This is a genomic window from Paenibacillus polygoni (assembly GCF_030263935.1).
Classification (GTDB): domain Bacteria; phylum Bacillota; class Bacilli; order Paenibacillales; family Paenibacillaceae; genus Paenibacillus; species Paenibacillus polygoni.
On record NZ_CP127162.1, the window covers coordinates 877,501 to 893,159 of the forward strand.

Here is a 15,659-nt window from a genome sequence, read left to right on the forward strand (position 1 = left end):
GGTAGAGCACCTGACTTTTAATCAGGGTGTCGAAGGTTCGAGCCCTTCATGGCTCACCATATATTTACATGCGCGTGTGGCGGAATTGGCAGACGCACTAGACTTAGGATCTAGCGTCTTTGACGTGGGGGTTCGAGTCCCTTCACGCGCATCCTTTAATTGCGGACGTGGCTCAGCGGTAGAGCATCGCCTTGCCAAGGCGAGGGTCGCGGGTTCGATTCCCGTCGTCCGCTTTTATATCATTTGCGCCCTTAGCTCAGCTGGATAGAGCGTTTGACTACGAATCAAAAGGCCGGGAGTTCGAATCTCTCAGGGCGCGCCATTAACTTCTTTTAAAATAAGAAACTAAAATAAGCCGGTGTGGCGGAATTGGCAGACGCGCGCGACTCAAAATCGTGAGGGAAACCGTGGGGGTTCGAGTCCCTTCACCGGCATAATATATATTACGGGATGTAGCTCAGCTTGGTAGAGCACCTGGTTTGGGACCAGGGGGTCGCATGTTCAAATCGTGTCATCCCGATACTTATACGCGGGTGTAGTTCAATGGTAGAACTTCAGCCTTCCAAGCTGATAGCGTGGGTTCGATTCCCATCACCCGCTTCATTCGTAAACCTTTTCGTGAAAGCGAAGGGGTTTTTATTATTTTTTCATTTATAAGAGAGTAAGGATGTATTCTCAGGTCTTTCTTTTACGGAAGGATCTTATGTTTTTGGGACCATCGTTACGACGGTCCGTAATACGGTTAGTAATTGTAACAAACAGTGTTAATAAAAGAATATCCGGATTAATGGTTGAACTGCGCCCCATTTGTTAGATAAGACTAACAAGAGAGGGCGTATTTTTTTTAGGTTGTTCAAATCTATATATGGTAAAATAAGGGCACCCTTTGGATTCTAGGAGTGAGGTAACCATGAAAGGACAAAGGGGAGAGAACTTTGGTATAATTCGGATTTCATATATTCTAGGAATCATGGCATCGTTGTCAATATTTTTATCTACTTTACTTAGCAATACGTTTTCAATTTATCTATAATCGCAAGCTTTAAAGCAGTTATTTTAGGAATCGAGGACAGTTCGTATTTAATGTGTTTGTATTTAATATAGTCATGTTATTTGTACTTGTTGTAGGGCTGTATTTTCTTTAGCTTTGTCATTTTGGAATATTGATTTTCTAATGAAGTGAGAGAGTAGGAGAATCTGTTGAGGAAATTATGGATTGTTGCTATTTGTAGCTTAACGCTGCTTACCGCTTGTTCTCAGAAAGATGATTCATTAGGAGAATATGAAAGTAACCTGGAAGAAGAAAAAACAAAATTTACGGAAATATTAAATGAAAAAGAAAAAAGATATAGGAATTAAATCAAACGATTCAGCAACTGAATACAAAGATCGATAATTATCATATAGAAAAGAAAACTATGCTTTTATAAGTAATATTTCAATGGAGTTTGTTCAAGCTCACACAACAGGAGATATAGAAAAGCTACGCCAATTGTTATTGGACGACATTATGCTTGAAGAAAAAGATAACAAGTTATACGCTAAAGATGCTAACGGTGATGAGTGGCTGTTATTTAATAATGAAAAAAAGATTCATCTCGATGATTGGGTAATCCAAGGGTATGAATATGATCCTAAATCAAATACATTTCAGATCTTTATTAGGGAATTTTACACCGACTTAAAGGGTGAACCTGAAATCCCTCCAACATTCCTACATTTAAGTTTTATAAAGTTTAACGAAGAGTGGAAGATTGCTGGTTTAGAATTTGACATATAGAAACTTATAAGTGTTTATTAGCCGCAAACTTGCAAAAGAGACCTTGTTGAGAGACTATTAAGAGACCTTAAGAAGGTCTTTTTTTATTATGGCTTTAGTCAGTTGAGTGTATGAAACGCGCAAAACAATAAACACACGCTATGAATTAAACCCTGAATGTTAGACATCAACTAATATTGAAGGTTCCATTTAATGGGCGGGTAGCCCTGATTTTTATATTGTATTTAATTCTCTATTATTAATTTAATTCTATCAAATCTTTATGTGGAATAATCAGTATCTATCTTTTGGTGAAAAGTGAATGAAAATGATATTTTTTAAAATTTTTATGTTATTTTAATGTTTTGTTTTATAAAACCTTTATATTTAATAGAGTGAGAAGGAAATCGCGAAGGGAGTTTTTAAAAATTGGATAATAAACCATTACAAAATGATAACGAAGAAGAAAAGAAAGATTCTTTAACTGAAGAACAGGAAACAGCAGTACAGCAAGAAACATCTCCAGAGACAGTAATGCAAGAGGAGAATGTGGAGACGTTAGCAGATGATCATTCTGAGGTTACTACAAAAGGAAAAAGCAGCTTAGTATGGATGATTGTATCAGGAGTTCTTGCTGTAATTCTTGTTATCGTACTAATCAAGCCTCCATTTGGGGGAGACAATGAAGCTGTGGCTTCAGTCAACGGTACTAAGATTACAAAGGACGACTTATATAGTGAATTGGTGACACTTGGTGGAACGTCCACACTTGATAATTTGATTACTATGGAACTTATTGACCAGGCGGCAGCGGAGGCCAACGTCTCTATTACAGAAGAAGATGTGAACGCTGAGATAGAAGCGCTCAAGACGCAATTTGGCGGTGAAGAAGCCCTAAATTCAGCTCTTGCCCAATCAGGCATGACACTTGATGACCTCAAGGAAAACACGGAAATTCAAGTGAAAATCCGCAAAATTTTAGAGCCGCAAACGAAGGTGACAGACGAAGATATTAGCACCTATTACGAAGAGAACAAAGATTCATTTGCTACTCCAGAGCAAGTAAGAGCTTCACATATCCTTGTAGCAACGAAGGAAGAAGCTGAAGCGATTAAGAAAGAGCTGGATGGAGGAGCAGACTTTGCAGCCTTGGCATCTGAGAAATCTACAGATACAGCTTCAGCAACGAATGGCGGAGATCTTGGATTCTTCGGTGAAGGTCAAATGGTAGAAGAGTTCGAGAAAGCAGCTTTCTCCTTGGAAATCAATGAGATCAGTGAACCAGTCAAGTCCGATCATGGTTACCATATTATTAAGAAAACAGATTATAAAGAAGCTGCAAATCCAACACTTGAAGATAAAAAAGAAGATATTCGCAAATTGCTAGTAGATCAACAAGTTAGCGAACTGTCTTCCACATGGTTGTCTGATCTGCGTTCCAATGCAAAGATAACCAATAAACTTGAAGAAACAAAGACTACTGAGTCTACTGATCCTACAGAAACGACAACAACCGAAACGACAACAACTGAATAAGCGACAGAAATTCGATGAAATAAGAAGAGAAGGCACCAATAAAATGGGTTGCCTTCTTTTTTTTGCTTATACCAGGATCGTTGTATACTTATCTTGCTATATTTTAAATGTGATAAAAAGTTCGGTGCGATTTCTTTTGATGTTAATGGATAAGAAATTATAACAATACCTAAAAAATAATGGTCAATCCGCTTTATTGTTAATGCAAGCTATTAGGCTTGCATATTTTTATGAACTTTGCAACGAATCGAATCGAATTTTACTTTTTGATAACCTTGAATTCTAAATTTAGGTTCTTTTTTTTTGCAGCTGATCAGGAAATTTTGAGTTTAATTAATTATTCCCTTGTCTGATTGTTGCTAATTATGACATGATATACCAAAAGAATCAGGGTTCTATAATTTGTATAAAGCTGAATTAGCGGACAGGGCTGTGCACGATCAATTCGGTGGAACTGATAACTTATGGGGGCATAGAATATGATTGAATTTAGGGAGATCGATAGAAATAATTTTTTTGATGTGATTAAGCTGGGTGTGGCAGATAGACAGAAAGAGTTTGTAGCGAATAATTTGTTTTCTCTGGCACAGGCTAAGGCATTTCCGGAGTGTATCTGTTTGTCGATCTATCACGATGACCTTTTAGTAGGGTTTACAATGTACTGTATAGATGATGAGGATCAGGAATACTGGATCTACCGTGTAATGATTGATGAGAAGTATCAGTCAAAAGGCTATGGCAAGGCTGCAATGGAGAAGCTAATCGACAGGATTAAAGAGGATGAAAAGCATGAGGTAATCTACATAAGCTTTGAACCAGATAATACTTGGGCAAAGATTTTATATGAGAAGTTAGGATTTGCAGCAGATGGTCGTATAATTGAGGGAGAAGTAGTTTACAAGCTGGAGTATTAATACGAGATGGAGATGCGAGCCTTGATAGATTATCAGGGTCTTTTTTGTTGTGATGAATGGTTTTAAAATCCCTTATCTTTAGCGGCATAGCAACGTATTAGGGGTCATTTTTAGAAGTAATGTACTTAAAGAGAATTTATATATTTAGTTCACTGTGTCCGTTTTCTAAGTTCACAACTGTTATATAGATAAACAAGCAGAAAGGGGGAGAGGGCACTGGAGCGAATGGAACAATACATAGCTGACGTGAAGGCTGGAGACATCGAGAAATTCAGTTATATTGTACATCAATATGAAAGGCAGATATTCATCTATTGCAGCCGGATTTTGAACAGCGAACAAGATGCGGAGGACGCGATCCAAGAGATTTTCTTTAAGGCGTACAAGTCGATTGATTCCTATAAACCGAAGTATAGTTTTAACTCCTGGCTGTACAAGATTGCTTATAACCACTGTATTAATATCCTCAGAAAAAGAAAAGTATATGAGAAGGCTAAGTCTCTGCTTTTTATGGAGGAGCGAAGCAAAACAAATACGGATGTTCATGAGCGAAGTATTTTTAGTCCTGCATTTGAAAAAGTATTTCTCAGTCTCAGTCATGCGGAACGGAGTCTACTTATTCTTCATGTATTTCACGAAAAAACCTATCAAGAAATATCGGAGATCACAGGAACCAGCTCAGAAGCTGTCCGAAAAAGAATCAGCAGAACAAAGATGAAAGTGAAAAAAACATGGATGGAGCGGGAGGATGAGGAGGAATGGACATTTTCACTAATGAAAACCAAAGCATAAGGCGGCATAGTGTCACGGACGAAGAAATTAGGCATATTTCGGTCGCCCCTCGTGTTATAGATCAGATCACGAACTCAACAATGAAGAAAAAAAGTAACCATAGATGGAAAACAGTGTCTTTGTTCCTTCTCTTCTGTGTGTGTATTGCTTCGGTAACAACCTATGCTGCCGAGGAATTTGCGAAAATCTATAATAAGAAGGGGAAAGTCGTCGTTGACACGTATCCTATGAAAGATCGTAACTATTATTCAAAAGAATCTAAACGGATAGAAAAATTGAAACCAGAAGCCAAACCCGGAGAACTCATAGCATATTTCCCCATAGAAACTGACTTGCAAGCCTATCTTGGCCCAACTAAAATTCTTTATGAGTATAAACCCATCCAATATTACGATATCAACGAGTTGTATAAGAAAGCAAAAAGTACAAATGCACCAGATCTGATATCCCCCTCCTATTTATCCAAAGGATACACGTTTCATTTTGCAACAATCTGGCCGAAATATCCTTCAGCTGGAGATGGAGAAGGTTCTGAATATGATAAGCTGCTTCAAAGGCTTAGTTCGAAGGCAATAGGAACCAACGAGAAAATCATCTCAGAGACTCTGCAGTGGAGTAAGGCCGGTAGCGTTCATCTCTACTTTTCTACAAAGAATGAACCAAACAGTCTAATAGTTATGGCTTCATATGGTCTAGGACTACAGGTACCTCAACCAGCTGGCGCGATAAGCAGGAAAATAAAGATAGATACACAGCAAGCACTAATTATGCATGATTCAAGTAATACTTACTTTAACACCAGAATCGCTTGGTATGATGAATCAACTTCCACAGCATACTTTATGGAAGATAATGCAAATATCGCTTTAAGTGAAGAAGAGATGGTGAAGATGGCGGGTCGTCTAATTCATGCAATATCAAAAAAAGAATAGATAAATAACTATAGCACTTTTTATAGAATAGGTAACTAACCATAGGGTTAGGATACTTGATTCTTGAGGGTGCTTTTTTGTGAGCAAATGGGAGCGGTTAGAGGGCCTTAGAAAAAAATAGGGACCAATTATAAGAAATATATTGAATTAATGGAAATGGTAGATTACAATAAACCCAACTAACATACTAGTATGACTAGTATTCAAAAGCAGCTGAAGTTAGTTTTGAGGCATTTCCGTATTTGCTTGTTCTTCAAGGGGCGTTTTGTAAAGAGTCTATTGAAAAAGCGGTGTTGTTTTAAAAGCTGTATTGTAAGCGCTTTTTTTAAATGAGTGGGTCCAAAGATACGTTATGTAATATGGAATGTGTCTATTGCAGAGACCTATTGATCTAATAGAAAAGGGGGATTTGAATCGCAGATTTAATAGAAGGGTTACTCATCGGGTGATGAGGATATTCATTCGTGAGCTCATTCGTGAGTTGAAACTTAGATTCTAAGAACCGTAATGACACCAGTCAGGGCCGAGCTTAAATGGATTGGAGTGAATGATGAACATGGATACGAAAACCGTAAGCAGTACACAGCCCCAAATAAAAATGGCACCTAAAAGCAAACTGCAAATGATAGGATCTCTTCTTCGCAAAGACTGGCAGCTATACTCCTTGCTTGTATTGCCTATTATCTACTTACTTATATTTAAATACGGTCCGATGATTGGAAATGTGATTGCGTTTCGCCGTTTTGTACCTGGAGGAAGTATCTTCGGAGAAAAATGGGTAGGACTGCATTATTTCCAGATGTTCATCCATGATCCGACATTCTGGCGAGTATTCACAAACACGATTATTCTAGGCGGACTTACGATGCTTCTTACTTTTCCGATGCCGATTATTTTTGCCCTTCTGCTTAATGAAGTGAAGAGCAAAAAGTTTAAGAAATTTGTGCAAACAGCATCTTACCTCCCACACTTTCTATCCATCGTTATCGTCGCAGGGATGATTCTGCAGTTGACTGCCACAAATGGTTCCATCAATGCATTAGTACAATTCTTCACAGGTGAGACGATTAACTTTATGCAACGTGCGGAGTGGTTCCGTACCATCTATATTACTTCTGAAATCTGGCAAGGCATGGGCTGGGGGGCCATACTCTATCTCGCAGCACTCACTACAATTGATGACTCCCTATATGAAGCAGCAAGAATTGACGGGGCGAATCGCTGGAAACAGACGTTGCATGTAACGATTCCAGGCATTTTACCAACGATCGTAACGCTGCTCATTCTAAATATGGGAAGTTTCCTTGCGGTAGGATTTGAGAAAATTCTCTTACTATACAACCCACTTATCTACGAAACTTCGGATGTGATATCCACTTATCTCTATCGTGTCGGAATTGGGTCTAGTAACTTCAGTTATGCAACAGCGATTGGTCTGTTTGAGTCCATTATCGGGTTAATCCTTGTTTTCTCGGTAAATGCCATCTCACGCAGACTGACAGAACGAAGCTTATGGTAAGGGGGAGTGAGATATGAAGGAATCCATGTCCTATAAAATATTCAAAACTTGCAACGCGGTCTTCTTACTATGTATTGTCTTTATCACTTTGTATCCCTTTCTCAATGTAGTCGCACAGTCGTTCAGCAGTGAAGCCTATATTAATTCGGGAAAGGTGAATCTCATTCCGAAAGGATTTAATATCGATACTTACAAGACCGTAGTAAAAGACAACATGTTCTGGACTAATTACAAAAACACCGTTGTTTATACTTTAGTGGGAACAGCTATTTCTATGTTTTTGTCTACGATTTTTGCCTACGCCTTATCTAAAAAAAGACTCATGGGGCGCAAGTTTCTAACGATGTTTGCCGTCTTCACTATGTTTTTTAATGGCGGACTGATTCCCAACTACGTACTGATTAACAGCCTTGGATTCAGTAATTCCATGTGGGCCCTTGTTATTCCAGGGGCAATCAGCATATATAACATGCTCATTATGAAATCTTTCTTTGAGAACATGCCGGAAGAATTAGAAGAAGCCGCAGCTATTGATGGACTAAGTACGTACGGGATTTTATTTCGTATCATTCTGCCACTTAGTAAAGCGGTTATGGCGACGATGGTTCTATTCTATGCCGTTGGGCACTGGAACTCCTGGTTTCCAGCCTTTCTGTACCTTGATCAAAAAGAAAAGTTCCCGGTTACGATTTACCTTCGGAATATGATTGCTGCTGCTACGGGAGGAACTTCGGCAGGAGCTACATCCGCTGATAATTTGACTCAAATTTCTGCTAACATCAAATCAGTCACCATGGTTTTGACGATTTTACCTATTTTAACGATTTATCCTTTTGTCCAAAAGTATTTTGTATCCGGTATCATGCTTGGATCGGTCAAGGGTTAACACCTAAGACATGACAAGATCGTTCAATCGTAAGTGAATCATCAAATTATGGGGGGCAACAAAATGAAGAAACCTTCTCTTCGCGTGATGGGAAAAACAGCACTTGCAGCTATACTCAGTCTATCACTGGCGGCTTGCAGTAATGGTATGGGCGGAAAAGAAGCAGAGATCCAAAATAAAGGAGCAATGGAATCCTACGCCGTAGGAGAAACCTTTAAAGCAACAGAACCTTTTAAACTATCGATTATGTATAGTGATCAGCCGCTTTATCCTTACAAAAAAGATTGGTTGTTATTTAAGAAAATCACAGAAATGACCGGTGTTACGCTGGATCCTGTTATTGTACCGATGAGTGATTATCCTCAAAAACGATCTTTGCTCATAAGTTCGGGTGATGCACCACTAGTTATTCCTAAAACATATCCAGGTGAAGAATCGGCTTTTGTCTCTTCTAATGCGATTCTGCCTGTCAGTGACTACATTGACTTGATGCCGAATTTCAAGGATAAAGTAGAGAAGTGGGGCCTTGATACGGAGCTAGAAGGTCTTCGCCAAGAAGACGGAAAATACTATGTTCTTCCGGGACTACACGAAGAAATTTGGCCAGATTATACGCTGATCGTGCGTACAGATATTTTGGAAAAACATAATCTTGCCATACCAAAGACGTGGGATGAACTGAAGACGGTTATGCAGGAGCTTAAAAAAGAGTACCCGGACTCTATCCCATTCTCGGATCGTTTTAAATTCCTAAGCACACTGAATGTTGCTTCAACTGGATTTGGAACGAAAGGCGGATGGGGATTTGGAAGCGGCCTGACTTACAAGCCGGAACAAGATGAGTTTGTATATACGGCGGCTACACAGGAGTATAAGGATATGCTGACTTATTTCCACGAGCTCGTAGCAGAAGGTCTATTGGATAAAGAAAGCTTTACTCAAGACGATGATCAGGCTATTCAAAAATTTATAAACGGGAAATCGTTTATTATTAATGGGAATTCTCAAACCGTTGTTCTGCACCGTAATGATATGAATAAAACGCTTGGTGAAGGTAAGTTCTCTGTTGCCAAAATTACGGTGCCTGGCGGGCCGGCAGGTCAGCTCATGTCTGGAGGAAGACTGGAGAACGGTGTCATGATCTCTGCAAAAGCAAAACAAAGTGAAAATTTCGAAGCGATTCTCCAGTTTATCGATTGGCTGTATTACAGCGATGAAGGTCAAGAGTTTGCGAAATGGGGAGTCGAAGGAGAGACATATACGAAAGAAAATGGGGTTCGTAAACTCGCTGATGATATTAACTTCAATGGTCTGAATCCAAAAGGTACAAAAGATTTACGTATTGATTATGGTTTCTCTGGTGGAGTATTCGCCTATGGCGGGACGACGGATTTGCTGCACTCTATGTTTAGTGAAGAAGAACTGAAGTTCCAAAATGACATGAAAGAAGTCAAAGAGGTCCTTCCAGCAGAACCTCCAATCCCGTATTCTATAGAAGAACGTGAGAGAGTTACACTCCTCAGTACACCGCTTAAAGATTATACAGATCAAAATACACTCAAATTTATTCTGGGTGACCGAGATTTATCCGAGTTTGATGCCTTTGTAAAAGAACTGGAAAGCCAAGGACTAACGCAGTATCTGGAACTTGCAAACAAAACATATAAAGAGTACAAAGAAGGAAAATAAGCTTTCCGTTATCAGAATTAATTCACAGAAGGTAAGGTGATCATTTGTCATTGACCGTTCAAGAAGTAATGGATGTGCTTCCTCTTGCATCTGGACCTGAAGGTTCTACGGTGGATGGGCTTATCACGGGGAATATGAAACAAAAGGTTCAGGGAGTGGCTGTTTCCTTTGTTGCTTCCCATGAGACGATTGAGAAAGCAGCACAGCTTGGAGCAAATCTTTTCATCACCCATGAAGGTGTGTTTTATGAACATCATGGGAGCAGAGCTGAAGAGCAGGAAATAAATGACCCTGTCATCTTAAGAAAAAAGGAACAGATTAAATCGCACCAAATGATCTTATATCGATATCATGACGGTCCGCATCAAGCGGTTCCCGATATCATCACGCATGGACTTCTACAAGCGTTAGACTGGGATACGTATCAACATAGCCATCTGAAGTATGCTTGTCTGGTTACCCTTCCTGAGCCGCTCAGCGTGCAGCAGATCGTTCAACATCTGAAAGATAGACTTGATCTTCCTTATGTTCGTTTTGCTGGAGACAGTGAACAAAAGTGTTGTGAAATTGCTCTTACTTCCGGTTATCGGGGCGGGGGTAATATCGCGCTTCCTTTATTCACGGAACAAAGAATCGATCTACTAATAGCTGGAGAAGGACCTGAGTGGGAAACACCCGAATATGTACAGGATGCAGTGAGTCAAGGAAGCCCGCAGTCACAAATCCTGATTGGTCATGCGGCTAGTGAAGAGCCGGGAATGAAGGCAGTTGCTCAGCAGATTCGAGATCATTTTCCGGATCTTCCGGTTTATTTTATACCCGCATCTCCCGTCATTAAGGTGCTGTGACATAGTAGCTAACTAGAGATAGATACAAGTATTGGAGAAGAAAGAGGGAACCATATGTCTACAGAACAGAAGCTCAAAGGGTCTACTCGGGCTTACTCTTATCATTATTTGAAAGATAAAATCATGCACTTGGAACTGGAACCGGGCAAGAAAATTTCCGAGAAAGAGATATCAGAGGAACTGAATGTCAGCCGGACTCCGGTACGCGAGGCTTTTATGAAACTGGCAGAAGAAGAGCTGCTAGATATTGTGCCGCAAAGTGGAAGCTCGGTATCCCTGATTAATCTGGCGCATGTGGAAGAAGGGAGGTTCATACGAGAGAAAATTGAGAGAGAGATTGTAGCTCTTGCATGTGAATCTTTTGATGAAGAATACAGGTTTCGGATGGAAACCAATATTGCTTTGCAGGACGTCTGCGCAGGCAGAAATAATGTCTACAAACTTTATGAGCTGGATGAAGAGTTCCATCAGATTTTGTTTGAGGGTACAGGAAAAGCACGAACATGGAAAATGCTGCAACAGCTCAACATTCATTTCAATCGGCTTCGTATGCTCAGATTATCCAAAGATTTGAACTGGGGCAATATTATTTCTCAGCACAAGGAAATCTATCAGCTGATTGTAGACAAAGAGACATCACAGGCTGTTCAAATCATGGAGGATCATTTGCGGCTCGCTGTAGTGGAACAAGATTTCTTGTTAGAGAAATATCCGCATTATTTTGTCTAATTGAATCCATTTCATAATCCATTCATTGGCTTTAAAAAAACTTTCAGAAATAGAGAGGATGAGTGACCTCATGACTGAGTTACAACAGCTTCCTTATTCTTCGGCCGACAAAGGTTGGTTACGATATGAGAAAAGACAGGATTTACCTTGTTTATCCACAATTGTAAGACATAGCTCCGCATCAGGAGAAGCAGCAGAGTCCGCCATACGGGAACTCCGTTATGCTATTCTCCAGATGACTGGAAATGAACCTGAACTAATAGCGACAGCGAACCTATCTGAGACTGCTGCTCATGGTCCGCATATTCAGCTTGCTATGGTTACTGCGGAAGATTTACCTGAAGCGTTACAGACAAAGGAACTTTCTCAGCATCTGGGAGAGGAAGGGTTTGCCCTGAGGTCACTGCCGCAAGAAGAAGGGGAAGCCGTATATATTATAGGAAAAACAGAGAAGGGATTGCTGTATGGTACGTTCCATCTGCTGCGACTTCTGCAGTCAGAGGGACAGACACTTCCTCAGCTGGATATTATCGAAAATCCGAAAAATCCGCTTCGTATGATGAACCACTGGGACAACATGGACGGTTCGATTGAACGAGGATATGCAGGACGGTCTATTTTTTTCAAAGATAATCAGTTTGTGCAAAATGATGAGCGGATTCGGGACTACGCAAGAATGATGGCTTCGATTGGGATTAATGGGATTTCTATTAATAATGTAAACGTCCATAAAGTAGAGACAAAGCTGATTACGTCCGAGTTTTTACCGGATGTAGCGAAAGTAGCGGGGATTTTTAGAGCGTACGGAATTAAATTATTCCTTAGTGTCAATTATGCGAGCCCGATTCAGCTTGGAGGACTTGAGACGGCTGATCCTCTTGATGAAAGAGTCGGTGCCTGGTGGAAGACAAAAGCGGAGGAAATATACGATGCAATACCAGATTTCGGCGGGTTTGTAGTCAAAGCAGATTCGGAGCATAGACCCGGACCCTTTACGTATGGAAGAACCCATGCAGATGGCTCGAATATGCTCGCTGAAGCACTGGAACCTTATGGCGGAATCGTGATTTGGCGCTGTTTTGTATATAACTGCCTGCAAGACTGGCGGGATCGAACAACAGACCGGGCAAGAGCAGCATACGATCATTTCAAACCGCTGGATGGACAGTTTAAAGATAATGTAATTTTGCAGATTAAGAATGGGCCGATGGATTTCCAAGTGCGTGAAGGGGTATCACCGCTGCTTGGTGCTATGCCAAATACGAATCAAATACTGGAATTCCAGATCACTCAGGAATATACGGGACAGCAAAGGCATCTCTGTTATTTAATTCCGCAGTGGAAAGAGATACTTGATTTTGATACATACGCCAAAGGTGCCAAATCCGAGATTAAGAAAGTAGTGTCTGGCGAACTGTATCCGTATGCACACAGCGGGATTTCAGCTGTAATTAATGTCGGAGATGATGAGAACTGGACAGGACATACGTTAGCCCAAGCGAATTTGTATGGGTATGGACGACTGACTTGGAATCCAGATCTGTCAGAACAACAGATCACCTCGGAGTGGATCCATCAGACATTTGGAAATGACCATGATGTTGTAGAACAGGTAAGCTCCATGCTTGCTGCGTCTTGGGGAATCTATGAAAGTTATACTTCTCCGCTTGGAGTAGGCTGGATGGTTAATCCAGAGCATCATTATGGTCCTAACGTGGATGGATATGAATACTCGGTCTGGGGTACGTATCATTTTGCCGATTGCGATGGAATTGGGGTGAATCGTACGGTAAAAGACGGTACAGGGTACACAGGTCAATATTTCCCGGAAAATGCCGAACGATATGAATCGCTTGTGACCTGCCCGGATAAGCTGTTGCTCTTCTTCCATCATGTGCCTTATACGCACAAGCTACATTCAGGAAGTACGGTAATTCAGCATATCTATGATACTCACTTTGCCGGAGTAGAAGGAGTAGAGAATCTTATTCAGCAGTGGAGCAGTCTGGAAGGGAAAATCGATGCGAAGCGTTATGCAGGTGTAATGGCACGACTTGAACATCAGCATAAGCATTCTAAAGAATGGCGAGATATTATTAATACGTATTTCTATCGTAAATCAGGGATTGCAGATGAACAGAACCGGACGATTTATTAGGGTTTGACTCTCCGGTACCTAAACGAAAAAAGCTGCTGAGGAGCCATTCCTCGGCAGCTTTTTTGAGTAATCTGAAAATAATAAATAATAAAGCATGAGTGCATTATTGCTATTTAGTTAGTATTTAGGAGGAGTGAACTTTATCGTTCATTCTTGCGATTCCTTGTGTGGATTTATTAATGAATTGGAGTGTATGGTGCTTGCATTCCGATGAAGGTAAGGCATTTATTGCTTCGATCGATTTAGCTAGTGATAACTTCTGGCGAAATAAAATAGAGTGTATTTCTTTTATGATCTTCACTTCATCCCTGGATACTCCCTCATTCCTTAACCCGATAATATTTACACCACATATATCTCCGCGTTCACCGTTAGCAAAAGAGTAAGGTACAATATCTTGGGAAACACCGCTCATCCCACCGACCATGGAAAGCTTACCAATTTTACAGAACTGAAGGATACAAACCTGGCCGCCAATAAATACACAATCTTCAATCTCCACGTGTCCCGCTAATTGAGCGCTATTAGCAATGACAATGTGATTACCAAGTATTGCATCGTGCCCGATGTGAACGTAATTCATAAGAAGATTGCCATCTCCTACACGTGTTATCCCATCGCTTTTGTGTGTTCCTTTGCTAATTGTTACATACTCCCTTATTGTGTTGTTATCACCAATAATCAGGCGATCTCCACCGTTTTTACATGATTTATCTTGCGGGACTGCACCAATGATAGCACCTTGAAATATCTGATTATTCTTCCCTAATTGTGTGTGTGAACCAATATGAACATGGCTCCCAATCTGGCATCCATCTCCGATTTTGACTCCTTCTTCTATAATGCTGAATGGGCCAATTGTAACATTCTCTCCGATTACCGCTGTTGGATGAATAATAGCTGTCGCATGAATAGCGAGCGTTGAACTGAACATGTTTATCCCTCATATCTTAAGTGATTTATAAATCTATCATTTTATGTCGAATTATGGTTGTTTTAAGAAGTAATAAGAAGGAAATTCTGTTTGTTTCTCCTTATCTGGACGAGCTGAGTGCACTGTTATTGCCTCTGTTATCTGTTTAACAATGAACTAATCTTACACGCTCATCAGCAAGTTATTATCCAGAAAATTTCCATATTTTCTATAATTCGAGGTTTTTTCTGCATCTCCTTCTTATCAATTTATTTGAACGCTGAATCACATTGTTTGATATTTTATAATAAGTGAATTACTCTCATAACTCATTAAAGCAACTAAAGATATGTTGAAAAATGATTTTAGTGCTACAAAATAAATACAAGGTCCGTCTTATAGATAGCTGCAGCTGAAAGGAGACGAATAACGCATGGAAGGACCAGAAATTGATATTTTCCGCACCGTGTTTGAAGAGCATTATCCGATCGTGAGACGTAAACTCGTTGCACTGGTTCAGGATGAAGCCGCGGCGGAAGATCTTGCGCAAGAAGTTTTTATCAGGTTATACCGTAATCCGCCTGATGATCCGGCTGCAATGGGTGCATGGTTACATCGTGTACTGACTCGCATCGGATATGACTATATAAGTAAACAAATTAGAGAGCGAAAATTAAAAGATAAACAGGAGCAACATTATGATATGGGGCAGCAGATAGCCTCCGGAGAGGAAATAGTTCTTAGGCGCATGGACCAAGAAGAAGTTCGGAAGTGGATGGAAGAGCTGCCTGAACGAGATCGTAAGGTGCTGATGCTAAAATACTCCGGTTACAGCTACGCTGAAATTGCCGAGGAACTGAATATAAGACCGCCACTTGTCGGCTCCATGCTAAGCCGCGCAACGAATAAATTGAAACGGAAAGTACTAAGAAAATCGGTGACTTAGGATCTTCGCCTCACGAGAATATGGAATGATAAGGAGTT

At 40.3% G+C, this 15,659-nt stretch carries 14 protein-coding genes and 7 tRNA genes (1 of these 21 running past the window's edge); 20 read left to right on the plus strand and 1 reads right to left on the minus strand.

The window, feature by feature from the left end; all coding sequences use genetic code 11:
* From QPK24_RS04200 to QPK24_RS04290, 19 genes are all read left to right on the plus strand, one after another.
* Nucleotides 1-59, plus strand: a tRNA-Lys gene (locus tag QPK24_RS04200) (it extends 17 nt beyond the left edge of the window).
* An 11-nt stretch (nucleotides 60-70) separates the two neighbouring features.
* Nucleotides 71-151 (plus strand) — tRNA-Leu (locus QPK24_RS04205).
* Between the two features lie 10 nt (nucleotides 152-161).
* Nucleotides 162-233, plus strand: a tRNA-Gly gene (locus QPK24_RS04210).
* Between the two features lie 12 nt (nucleotides 234-245).
* Nucleotides 246-322, plus strand: a tRNA-Arg gene (locus QPK24_RS04215).
* A gap of 32 nt (nucleotides 323-354) precedes the next feature.
* Nucleotides 355-434, plus strand: a tRNA-Leu gene (locus QPK24_RS04220).
* A 12-nt stretch (nucleotides 435-446) separates the two neighbouring features.
* Nucleotides 447-520, plus strand: a tRNA-Pro gene (locus tag QPK24_RS04225).
* Nucleotides 521-529: 9 nt separating this feature from the next.
* A tRNA-Gly gene (locus tag QPK24_RS04230) sits at nucleotides 530-600 on the plus strand.
* A gap of 600 nt (nucleotides 601-1,200) precedes the next feature.
* Complete coding sequence (locus QPK24_RS04235) at nucleotides 1,201-1,359, plus strand: hypothetical protein (RefSeq protein ID WP_285746431.1); 159 nt, start codon at nucleotides 1,201-1,203, stop codon at nucleotides 1,357-1,359.
* A gap of 82 nt (nucleotides 1,360-1,441) precedes the next feature.
* Nucleotides 1,442-1,780 (plus strand): hypothetical protein, encoded by a 339-nt coding sequence (locus QPK24_RS04240; RefSeq protein WP_285746432.1) that lies wholly within the window; start codon nucleotides 1,442-1,444, stop codon nucleotides 1,778-1,780.
* Nucleotides 1,781-2,188: 408 nt separating this feature from the next.
* Complete coding sequence (locus QPK24_RS04245; RefSeq protein WP_285746433.1) at nucleotides 2,189-3,295, plus strand: foldase protein PrsA; 1,107 nt, start codon at nucleotides 2,189-2,191, stop codon at nucleotides 3,293-3,295.
* A gap of 479 nt (nucleotides 3,296-3,774) precedes the next feature.
* A complete protein-coding gene (locus QPK24_RS04250; protein WP_285746434.1) occupies nucleotides 3,775-4,209 on the plus strand; it encodes a GNAT family N-acetyltransferase in 435 nt (144 codons plus the stop codon).
* A gap of 225 nt (nucleotides 4,210-4,434) precedes the next feature.
* Nucleotides 4,435-5,001, plus strand: a complete 567-nt coding sequence (locus tag QPK24_RS04255) for an RNA polymerase sigma factor (protein ID WP_285746435.1) — start codon at nucleotides 4,435-4,437, stop codon at nucleotides 4,999-5,001.
* Nucleotides 4,968-5,933, plus strand: a complete 966-nt coding sequence (locus QPK24_RS04260) for a hypothetical protein (protein WP_285746436.1) — start codon at nucleotides 4,968-4,970, stop codon at nucleotides 5,931-5,933. Before QPK24_RS04255 ends, QPK24_RS04260 begins: the two co-directional genes overlap by 34 nt.
* Nucleotides 5,934-6,531: 598 nt before the next feature.
* Nucleotides 6,532-7,452 carry an ABC transporter permease gene (locus QPK24_RS04265; protein WP_285749085.1) on the plus strand — a complete coding sequence of 307 codons (921 nt, stop codon included), beginning with the start codon at nucleotides 6,532-6,534 and terminating at the stop codon, nucleotides 7,450-7,452.
* A 13-nt stretch (nucleotides 7,453-7,465) separates the two neighbouring features.
* Nucleotides 7,466-8,338, plus strand: coding sequence for a carbohydrate ABC transporter permease (locus tag QPK24_RS04270; protein ID WP_213532746.1), 873 nt, complete (start codon nucleotides 7,466-7,468; stop codon nucleotides 8,336-8,338).
* Between the two features lie 63 nt (nucleotides 8,339-8,401).
* Complete coding sequence (locus QPK24_RS04275; protein WP_285746437.1) at nucleotides 8,402-10,027, plus strand: ABC transporter substrate-binding protein; 1,626 nt, start codon at nucleotides 8,402-8,404, stop codon at nucleotides 10,025-10,027.
* Between the two features lie 44 nt (nucleotides 10,028-10,071).
* The gene (locus tag QPK24_RS04280; RefSeq protein ID WP_285746438.1) at nucleotides 10,072-10,875 is read left to right on the plus strand and encodes a Nif3-like dinuclear metal center hexameric protein; all 804 of its coding nucleotides are present in this window, start codon (nucleotides 10,072-10,074) and stop codon (nucleotides 10,873-10,875) included.
* A gap of 54 nt (nucleotides 10,876-10,929) precedes the next feature.
* Nucleotides 10,930-11,604 (plus strand): GntR family transcriptional regulator, encoded by a 675-nt coding sequence (locus QPK24_RS04285; RefSeq protein WP_160032466.1) that lies wholly within the window; start codon nucleotides 10,930-10,932, stop codon nucleotides 11,602-11,604.
* 70 nt (nucleotides 11,605-11,674) lie between these two features.
* Nucleotides 11,675-13,762 (plus strand): alpha-glucuronidase family glycosyl hydrolase, encoded by a 2,088-nt coding sequence (locus tag QPK24_RS04290; protein ID WP_285746439.1) that lies wholly within the window; start codon nucleotides 11,675-11,677, stop codon nucleotides 13,760-13,762.
* Between the two features lie 124 nt (nucleotides 13,763-13,886).
* Here the strand turns inward: QPK24_RS04290 and lpxA are convergent, their stop codons facing one another.
* Complete coding sequence (gene lpxA, locus QPK24_RS04295; protein ID WP_285746440.1) at nucleotides 13,887-14,696, minus strand: acyl-ACP--UDP-N-acetylglucosamine O-acyltransferase; 810 nt, start codon at nucleotides 14,694-14,696, stop codon at nucleotides 13,887-13,889.
* A 412-nt stretch (nucleotides 14,697-15,108) separates the two neighbouring features.
* On the opposite strand from lpxA, the gene QPK24_RS04300 reads away from it, so the two are divergent.
* Nucleotides 15,109-15,621: a sigma-70 family RNA polymerase sigma factor gene (locus tag QPK24_RS04300; RefSeq protein ID WP_285746441.1), complete on the plus strand. Its 513-nt coding sequence runs from the start codon at nucleotides 15,109-15,111 to the stop codon at nucleotides 15,619-15,621.
* Nucleotides 15,622-15,659 lie beyond the last annotated feature (38 nt).

Bases quoted from the DNA above. Each gene is read 5' to 3' on its own strand.
- QPK24_RS04255 (WP_285746435.1), top strand. From the start codon at position 4,435: ATGGAACAATACATAGCTGACGTGAAGGCTGGAGACATCGAGAAATTC.
- QPK24_RS04275 (WP_285746437.1), top strand. From the start codon at position 8,402: ATGAAGAAACCTTCTCTTCGCGTGATGGGAAAAACAGCACTTGCAGCT.
- QPK24_RS04270 (WP_213532746.1), top strand. From the start codon at position 7,466: ATGAAGGAATCCATGTCCTATAAAATATTCAAAACTTGCAACGCGGTC.
- QPK24_RS04265 (WP_285749085.1), top strand. From the start codon at position 6,532: ATGGCACCTAAAAGCAAACTGCAAATGATAGGATCTCTTCTTCGCAAA.
- lpxA (WP_285746440.1), bottom strand. From the start codon at position 14,696: ATGTTCAGTTCAACGCTCGCTATTCATGCGACAGCTATTATTCATCCA.
- QPK24_RS04260 (WP_285746436.1), top strand. From the start codon at position 4,968: ATGGACATTTTCACTAATGAAAACCAAAGCATAAGGCGGCATAGTGTC.
- QPK24_RS04290 (WP_285746439.1), top strand. From the start codon at position 11,675: ATGACTGAGTTACAACAGCTTCCTTATTCTTCGGCCGACAAAGGTTGG.
- QPK24_RS04250 (WP_285746434.1), top strand. From the start codon at position 3,775: ATGATTGAATTTAGGGAGATCGATAGAAATAATTTTTTTGATGTGATT.
- QPK24_RS04285 (WP_160032466.1), top strand. From the start codon at position 10,930: ATGTCTACAGAACAGAAGCTCAAAGGGTCTACTCGGGCTTACTCTTAT.
- QPK24_RS04300 (WP_285746441.1), top strand. From the start codon at position 15,109: ATGGAAGGACCAGAAATTGATATTTTCCGCACCGTGTTTGAAGAGCAT.
- QPK24_RS04240 (WP_285746432.1), top strand. From the start codon at position 1,442: ATGGAGTTTGTTCAAGCTCACACAACAGGAGATATAGAAAAGCTACGC.